Below are 8,097 nucleotides of genomic sequence, written 5' to 3' on the forward strand. Positions count from 1 at the left end.
CTTATTCGCACCTTCCCTAGCCAACACCTTTCTGCCATTCGGCTCCCGTTTCCTGATCGCATTTAACAGTGTGAAGCTGGCGCCGGGTTATACAGACAGCTGCAGTCTCATCCTGCCGGGCTAAACCTGCAGTACACAGGGGAACGGATACCGTCAGGTAACATGACCGTCTCAGCACCCGATTGAGATTTTCGTAAGGGATATAGAGCGTTACTGAAAAATTGACTGTGGCATGTTATCCCCCATGGAATGGTGAACAGACCAGGGATTACCCCCATTAAACCCGCATTCCGTAGTCAATATCTGCGTATCATGACCCGAAATCACATATGACAGTCAATATTGTTCGATCCGGGCAGACATGATAGAGAATAAATATTGACTGCGGTATGCGTGATGCATATCACAGTCAATGGAATGTCCTTAGCGGCATACGGCAGTCATGATATGCATATCGCAGTCAATTTTCTGGCTTCATCGCTGAGAGGGCTTCAGCCAGTTTAAGAGGATCGATGCCAGCAGCCTTCAGCGCCTTAATGACTTCGTCATAATTTTGCTCTGGCGCCTTCTCTTCTTCCTCTTTGCGCGGAACCTTCACAGGACTACTGATGAGTTTGGGGTTGCGATAATGCACGCTGAAATAGGTGGCTCGGCCACGTTTAAACTCGGTGTAATCCAGATAACCAATATCACGCAGCTGCTCCATCGCCTTACGCACCGTGTGGTTCTGTGTATAGACATTTGAGGTGAGATTCAGCCGGTCACGCATCCGTTTCATGGAAATAGGTGCAGGATTCTGGGGAAGACTTTCGATGTAGGTATAAAGCGCCTGGGCTGATTCCTTGCGCTGCAGGGCGTCAATGGCTTTCAGCCGCAGCAGTACCCTTCTGTCCATGTGGTAAAGCTCAAACAGCTTAGGTTCAGCCTTGATCTCAACGATATCCTCGTTGATGTCATAATAGGCTGACTGCACCAGATGGGTGGTCCATCCTTTGGTCTCGCTCTGGAACTTCAGCGTAACCGAGGCGAGTTTAAACAGGGAATTACTGATGCGATCGCGCATTTTTTTGTTTGAACGACGGGAGTCAAATCCGCACATCTTAACGAATTCGACGAACGACAGTTCCAGGGTGTCACTTTTTACCCCATACTCCGACATGGAGCGAATTATCCCCAGCCAGACTTTAAAATCCGTGTCCATATCAAGACGCGAACCGGTGATCTTAACGTCAGTGTATCCTTCGCTTTTGGCAATGGCCAGCTGTACAAGCTCCTCAGTCGCGTCTGTAACGTTTTTCCGGTTCGCCTTGCTCTTCCCTGTTGATTTCAGAGTTGGGACGAAGAGACCGAGTCTCATGAGCGCTACTGGCTGCACGGTACTGGTGCTGTTGACATCCAGCTTAACAACTTCACCGGTTGTCTTATCAACTTCCTGAAGGTTCAGAAGTAAGCTATTATTTTCGCTCGTCATCTTGATCCTCAACGGTTATCCACAAAAGGATGTAGTAATACGTATCGCAGTCAACGGATATACATACCTCAGTAAATACCGTTGCATATCACAGTATTAGATTATGCATATAACAGTCAACATTTTACATTCCGCAGTCGATCCAGACAGACGTTAAAGCCAGTTACAGCGCATGCTGGAGCGATCCGGGGATCTCTTTTGGATCTCACTATGATCTCCTTGGGATCAATTATTGGATCGAGACCATGAATAACCCAGATACAAGGCCGGAAGCGCCACACCAGATATCCAGAACCCTGGCCTGATTTTCCTGAATACGCTCTGGAAGATTGAGATCTACAGGTACAACAATGAAACATTGACTGCGGTATGCTGAGTCGTCTTTCCTACAGATGCGGTAAGCATCATACCATAGTCAATATATTACATACCGCAGTCAATTTCATTATAACTGGCTGATCCCGAGTCATCTTTAGCAACCCGACGTACGTGCAATCTGTGAGTTCTGTGATTTTCTGCTTCCTCGCCGCTTTCTCACTGTGTGAGATCGCTTACTGCGGCGAGCGGCAGTGATTAATATTGACTGCGGTATGTACTCTTTTGTAATCCCCTGCGTTCTTTCATTACCCAATGTGGTTCACTTTGCACTTTTTCGTGTGCTTTGCGATTTTATTGTTGCTTTGCAATAAATTCCAAGATTTAATAAAATAATGCAAAGTGATGATTAAAGGATGTTCAGTATGGGACTCATGGATACACTCAACCAGTGCATAAGTGCTGGTCATGAAATGACGAAAGCAATCGCCATTGCACAGTTTAATGATGACAGTCCGGAAGCCCGGAAAATAACCCGGCGCTGGAGGATTGGTGAAGCGGCAGATTTAGTTGGCGTGTCATCTCAGGCTATCAGGGATGCCGAGAAAGCTGGCCGGCTGCCGCACCCTGATATGGAAACCCGTGGGAGAGTTGAGCAACGCGTTGGTTATACCATCGAACAAATCAATCACATGCGGGATGTATTTGGTACACGACTGCGCCGTGCTGAAGATGCGTTTCCGCCGGTGATTGGCGTTGCAGCTCACAAAGGTGGTGTTTACAAAACCTCAGTATCCGTTCACCTGGCTCAGGATCTTGCTCTGAAAGGACTCCGTGTTCTGCTTGTTGAAGGCAATGACCCACAGGGAACTGCTTCTATGTATCACGGATGGGTGCCCGATCTTCATATTCATGCTGAGGACACTCTCCTGCCCTTTTATCTTGGGGAAAAGGATGACGCCAGCTACGCTATAAAGCCCACCTGCTGGCCTGGCCTTGATATCATCCCGTCCTGTCTGGCACTGCACCGCATTGAAACCGAGCTGATGGGGAAATTTGACGAAGGCAAATTACCTGCTGACCCGCACCTGATGCTCCGTCTGGCCATTGAAACTGTCGCTCATGATTATGACGTGATAGTTATCGACAGTGCACCCAACCTTGGTATCGGTACGATAAATGTTGTATGCGCTGCTGATGTTCTGATTGTCCCTACTCCGGCAGAGCTGTTCGACTACACCTCCGCACTGCAGTTTTTCGATATGCTTCGTGACCTGCTTAAGAACGTGGATCTTAAAGGCTTCGAGCCAGATGTCCGTATTCTGCTTACCAAATACAGTAATAATAATGGCTCACAGTCCCCGTGGATGGAAGAACAAATTCGGGATGCCTGGGGAAGCATGGTCCTTAAAAATGTTGTGCGCGAAACGGATGAAGTCGGTAAAGGTCAGATCCGTATGAGAACCGTTTTTGAACAGGCTATTGATCAACGTTCTTCAACCGGTGCCTGGCGTAATGCCCTCTCTATCTGGGAGCCTGTTTGCAATGAGATTTTTGATCGTCTGATTAAACCACGCTGGGAGATTAGATAATGAAGCGTGCTCCTGTCATTCCAAGACATACCACACATACTCAATCGACTGAAGATACTTCATCACCGGCGCCGGCCGCGCCGATGGTGGATTCATTAATTGCGCGCGTGGGTGCTATGGCCCGCGGTAATGCAATCTCTCTTCCGGTATGTGGACGGGAAGTGAAATTTACCCTTGAGGTGCTCCGGGGAGACTCTGTTGAGAGCGCTTCACGCGTATGGTCAGGCAATGAGCGCGATCAGGAACTACTTACCGAAGATGCTCTGGATGATCTCATTCCTTCATTTTTACTGACCGGTCAGCAGACTCCAGCTTTCGGCCGCCGGGTTTCTGATGTCATAGAAATTGCCGACGGCAGCCGTCGCCGTAAAGCCGCAATCCTGACGGAAAGTGATTATCGCGTTCTGGTTGGTGAACTGGACGATGAGCAGATGGCTGCATTGTCCCGACTGGGTAACGATTATCGGCCGACGAGTGCTTATGAACGTGGCCTGCGTTATACAAGCCGGCTGCAGAATGAGTTTGCAGGAAATATTTCTGCGCTTGCCGATGCGGAAAACATCTCTCGTAAGATCATTACCCGCTGTATCAATACGGCCAAATTGCCTAAATCCGTTGTTGCCCTGTTTGCACATCCTGGAGAACTGTCTGCCCGGTCAGGTGAAGCCCTTCAGAAGGCTTTTGCAGATAAAGAAGAATTACTGAAGCAGCAGGCTGAGACTCTCCACGATCAGAAGAAAGCGGGACTAATCTTTGAAGCTGAAGAGGTCATTAGTCTTTTAACATCCGTACTGAAACAATCTCCCGCATCAAGAGTTAATCTGAGCTCACGTCATCAGTTTGCTCCAGGGGCAACAGCATTGTATAAGGGCGATAAAATGGTGCTTAACCTGGATAGGTCCCGCATTCCTGCGGAGTGTATAGAGAAAATAGAAGCCATTCTTAAGGAGCTTGAGAAACCAGGAGTCTGATGCGGACACGCTTTAGTCTACGGTGATCTCCCTTTACTTCATTTCCTTTCTCACAGGCCAGAAAACATAACTGGCCTGAATATTCTCTCTGGGACCACGGTCCCATCTGTATCGCCGCTCAGGTTATCTCCCTGGGACCACGGTCCCACCTGCGTCGTCGGTCAGCTTATCTGCCTGGGACCACGGTCCCACCTGTATCGCCGGTCAGGTTATCTGCCTGGGACCACGGTCCCACCTGCATCGTCGGCACATTATTAGTTAGGGACAACGGTTCAATCAATGCCTGTCACGAACAGGTATTGGCTTGTCGCCAGCAACCCGTTGAGCGGAGTAATCACGCAGCAGGACGGCTGTTACAGGCGATGGTGAAAGCTCTGTTGGGATCTGAACGAAGCATGTTGAGTGAAATTTGCAAAATTTCGCAGAGTATGCAGCTTCATCTTTAAATTTCCGCCAGCATTTTTAAAGCCAGCTACCGACGCTGCGCGTTGGCCGGCCCTTCGTCCGGCGGGTAACCAGTACCGGCCGATCTTACGACCCTGGATGAACATCATCCCGTCAGCAGCGTCTCCACTGTGATGTCGTTTTTCACACTGTCCGATCACAAAATAGAACGGGCAGGGACAACATATGGTAGGAAAAGCAGCTGCCAGAGACACAATATATTGATTACCCACAGTAACGGGGGATAACCATGTGGGTAACATATTGAAAGTGCAACACGTTATCTGATTAATTGACTTTGTAAACGCCGCTGAACCATGAAAAAAAACCGGGGGAATCATCACAGCGCATAAACATACCGTTTTGTTTTTGGGTGACGGCAAGGAGGCCCCTTTTATCACCACATACCTTGTCAAAGGTTTCCATTTCTATCCTTATCAGGCTCTTGTCGTTATTTTCAGGAGAGATCCGGAGATGTTTTGTCAGCCAGACAGGATAGGTATCAGCGTTACGCCAGTACTGCAATTCAATCACTGAAGCCATTCCCCAGACAGCGAAGTATAAGAAAACCACACCTGCGATTTTGCTACCCATATTGTTCCTTAACATTGGCTTAATACATTCCTTGCTCCTCGCACCGGAGCACATCACAGATACTGATTGAGATCCACTTCACGCAGCGGCTGGTTTTGACGTTCTGTTATCGTTTGCACCAGGTCTTTTTCGTCCAGCTCATCGAGCATTTGTTCATACAAAGCCGCGGGCACACAATAAAAAACAGGGCGGTTACGGTCAATTATCTCGACCGGGTAGCCGCCGCGGGCACTGGCGGTGGCCACCGGATCGTTTTTAAGTTCGCTGACGCTGGCAGTCACATCACACAGAATGATATTTGTCATGGTTCCCCCCTGAGACAAGTCACCTGTATGATCGGTAAAGTAAGCTCTGGCGGCAAGTCCCTTCTGTCATTTCAACGGTCAGAAACGGGCAACCGGCAGCTCCTTCCAGCGTGTGGTATATGCCGGTGACAGCATCTCCCGTTTCATCTGCCAGTCCGGCGCAATACCCCGTCCGGCAAACCAGACTTTCCCGAGTCCGGAATGATTAATGCCGTCGAGTACCTTCATCAGCGCATCGCTGTGCGGCCGTGGCTGCACGTCATCGAACAGATTCAGCTGCGCGACGCCGTTCGGACTGAAATCATTGAGCATTATCCCCGCTTTTGCGTAGCGGTGGCCATCGAGCCAGATCCTGTCCAGAGACCTGACCGCTGCCGCGATAATGTCCCGGGTGTCACGGGTAGGGGTGTTCAGTTTTTCCGTGGCCACGTTACCGTAATACGGCTCATTAACCGCAAAAGGGGATGTCTTGATGAAGGTGCTGATATGCCGGCAGTACTGTCGCTCACCGCGCAACTTTTCCGCCGCGCGCTCGGCATACTGGCAGACGGCCTGGCGCATTTCTCCGTAGGTGGTGATCCGCTGCCCGAAGCTGCGACTGCAGACAATCTGCTGTTTCGGCGGCGGCGCTTCCTCCAGCGAAATGCAACTCTCGCCGTTCAGCTCACGTACCGTGCGCTCCAGCACTACGTTGAAGTTTTTCCGGATAAATGTAGGGTTCGTCAGCGACAGCTGCAGGGCGGTGGTGATCCCCATAACGTGCAGCTTTTTCGCTATCCGGTTCCCCACGCCCCAGATTTCTTCCACCGGCTGCAGGCTGAGTAATTTTGCCGTTCTGCGTGGATTTTCGGGCGACAGCGCCAGCACCCCACTGAATTGTGGCCATTCCTTTGACGCCCACTGCGCCGATTTGGCCAGTGTTTTTGTGGCGCCGAAGCCGACACCGATCGTCAGTCCGGTTCCACTGAGAACATGCCCACGCAGCTGCCTGCCAAAATCCTCCAGATCCATACAGTGGCTAATTCCCCGGGCATCCAGGAAACATTCGTCAATTGAGTATTGTTCGACGCGGGGCGACAGCTCTTCCAGCAGGGCGACCACACGGTTACTCAGGCTCGCGTAGAGCTCGTAGTTGCTGGAAAAAACGTACAGTTTTTCAGGAAACTGCGCCTCTTTGAGCTGGAACCAGGGGGTTCCCATCTTTATACCCAGCCGTTTGGCTTCAGCACTCCGGGCAATAACGCAGCCATCGTTGTTACTGAGAACGACGACAGGTTTGCCGCGCAAATCCGGCCTGAAAACCTTCTCGCAACTGGCGTAGAAGGAGTTGACGTCTGCCAGGGCGAACATCAGTCTGCCCTCCGGGTTTTATGAATGAAGGCCGTCACCACGCCGAAAATTTGCAGAGTTTCCGGATCCGGGTACAGGGAAGGGAAGTCCGGGTTCATCGCCTGCAGGGCTGGCCGCGGCGTCAGAAGCAGGCGTTTTACCGTAAATTCACCCTCAATTTCCGCGATAACAATATCCCCGTGCCGCGGCTGTTCTGCTTTATCCACGACCATCAGATCGCCGGAATAGAGGCCAATATCAGTCATTGAGTTGCCAATCGCTCTGACAAAATAGGTGGAGTGGCGCCGGTGAATGCAGTACTCATTCAGATCCAGTTCAGACTCAGTATAGTCTGCTGCCGGTGACGGAAAACCCGCAGGGCATCGCTCTGTGAACAAAGGAATTTTTACTATGCTGGCTTCTGATACTGCAGGAATGAACTTCATCGTTTTTTCCCTCGCTTAAAACTGTATATGCATACAGTATAAGGGGCGGTGAAATTTCTGCAAGTGATGGGGGGATAGCCGGTCAGAACGTCCCCGAAAACAAACCGCCCCCGGTTTCAGGAAGGGCGAACTGACCGGCAGAGGCAGTGTAACACCGCATGTCACAAAGGCAGCACTGACGTCGTCAGTGCTTTTTTTACCCGTCCTCCCGGACGCTGAAGGGCAGTTTCACCCGTGCAGCTAAAGGGGCGGTAAGTCCGGGTGTGCACATCGTCATTTTCTCCTGTGATGCCTTTCTCCTGCGTATCAGCTTCCGGTAATCGTCCCCCGTCACAACCTGGACAGCAAGGGTAAATGGCACGCTGCGCGCCCTTGCTGACCAGAACGACTCCGGGCAGGCCGAACCGTCAGGCGATACGAAGACGAAATTCACACTGACGGAGAAACAGCCATGACGATGAACCTGCACACTCAGACAACCGCCCCTAAAGCTTCACAGGCGACCAGCGTATCCCCGCTGGAGCAGTCAGGCTCCTCAAAAAGGGGTCGGTTCCGGCTGAGGGCGAAATGACACCCTAAGCGTTAGCTCTGTGTCGTTGCACGATGTCAGCGACGGTATTCTTGCTGATA

The 8,097-nt window shown here is 50.7% G+C and carries 7 protein-coding genes and 1 pseudogene; 3 read left to right on the plus strand and 5 right to left on the minus strand.

What is annotated here, in order from left to right:
* Positions 1-460 precede the first annotated feature (460 nt).
* Positions 461-1,471 (minus strand): RepB family plasmid replication initiator protein, encoded by a 1,011-nt coding sequence (locus LZ634_RS20015; RefSeq protein WP_000200069.1) that lies wholly within the window; start codon positions 1,469-1,471, stop codon positions 461-463.
* Between the two features lie 740 nt (positions 1,472-2,211).
* Between LZ634_RS20015 and sopA the strand changes: the two genes are divergently transcribed.
* Both sopA and LZ634_RS20025 read left to right on the plus strand, forming a co-directional pair.
* Positions 2,212-3,378 (plus strand): plasmid-partitioning protein SopA, encoded by a 1,167-nt coding sequence (sopA, locus tag LZ634_RS20020; RefSeq protein ID WP_000523812.1) that lies wholly within the window; start codon positions 2,212-2,214, stop codon positions 3,376-3,378.
* A complete protein-coding gene (locus LZ634_RS20025) occupies positions 3,378-4,349 on the plus strand; it encodes a ParB/RepB/Spo0J family plasmid partition protein (protein WP_000817038.1) in 972 nt (323 codons plus the stop codon). Before sopA ends, LZ634_RS20025 begins: the two co-directional genes overlap by 1 nt.
* A gap of 732 nt (positions 4,350-5,081) precedes the next feature.
* Here LZ634_RS20025 and LZ634_RS20030 read toward each other — a convergent pair.
* From LZ634_RS20030 to umuD, 4 genes are all read right to left on the minus strand, one after another.
* The gene (locus LZ634_RS20030) at positions 5,082-5,387 is read right to left on the minus strand and encodes a hypothetical protein (RefSeq protein ID WP_000534920.1); all 306 of its coding nucleotides are present in this window, start codon (positions 5,385-5,387) and stop codon (positions 5,082-5,084) included.
* Positions 5,388-5,440: 53 nt separating this feature from the next.
* Positions 5,441-5,692 (minus strand): hypothetical protein, encoded by a 252-nt coding sequence (locus tag LZ634_RS20035; protein ID WP_000181753.1) that lies wholly within the window; start codon positions 5,690-5,692, stop codon positions 5,441-5,443.
* Between the two features lie 78 nt (positions 5,693-5,770).
* Positions 5,771-7,042, minus strand: a complete 1,272-nt coding sequence (locus LZ634_RS20040; protein ID WP_000457544.1) for a Y-family DNA polymerase — start codon at positions 7,040-7,042, stop codon at positions 5,771-5,773.
* Positions 7,042-7,467: a translesion error-prone DNA polymerase V autoproteolytic subunit gene (umuD, locus tag LZ634_RS20045; RefSeq protein ID WP_001776124.1), complete on the minus strand. Its 426-nt coding sequence runs from the start codon at positions 7,465-7,467 to the stop codon at positions 7,042-7,044. Before umuD ends, LZ634_RS20040 begins: the two co-directional genes overlap by 1 nt.
* 451 nt (positions 7,468-7,918) lie before the next feature.
* On the opposite strand from umuD, the pseudogene LZ634_RS20050 reads away from it, so the two are divergent.
* Positions 7,919-8,008: pseudogene (locus LZ634_RS20050) on the plus strand (hypothetical protein); the annotation flags it as partial.
* Between the last annotated feature and the right edge of the window lie 89 nt (positions 8,009-8,097).

It is taken from the genome of Kluyvera intermedia (assembly GCF_021440345.1).
Lineage (GTDB): Bacteria > Pseudomonadota > Gammaproteobacteria > Enterobacterales > Enterobacteriaceae > Kluyvera > Kluyvera intermedia_A.

What these genes read in the sequence shown, in the direction of transcription:
- LZ634_RS20030 (WP_000534920.1), bottom strand. Translation starts at nt 5,387, where the DNA reads ATGGGTAGCAAAATCGCAGGTGTGGTTTTCTTATACTTCGCTGTCTGG.
- sopA (WP_000523812.1), top strand. Translation starts at nt 2,212, where the DNA reads ATGGGACTCATGGATACACTCAACCAGTGCATAAGTGCTGGTCATGAA.
- LZ634_RS20025 (WP_000817038.1), top strand. Translation starts at nt 3,378, where the DNA reads ATGAAGCGTGCTCCTGTCATTCCAAGACATACCACACATACTCAATCG.
- umuD (WP_001776124.1), bottom strand. Translation starts at nt 7,467, where the DNA reads ATGAAGTTCATTCCTGCAGTATCAGAAGCCAGCATAGTAAAAATTCCT.
- LZ634_RS20035 (WP_000181753.1), bottom strand. Translation starts at nt 5,692, where the DNA reads ATGACAAATATCATTCTGTGTGATGTGACTGCCAGCGTCAGCGAACTT.
- LZ634_RS20015 (WP_000200069.1), bottom strand. Translation starts at nt 1,471, where the DNA reads ATGACGAGCGAAAATAATAGCTTACTTCTGAACCTTCAGGAAGTTGAT.
- LZ634_RS20040 (WP_000457544.1), bottom strand. Translation starts at nt 7,042, where the DNA reads ATGTTCGCCCTGGCAGACGTCAACTCCTTCTACGCCAGTTGCGAGAAG.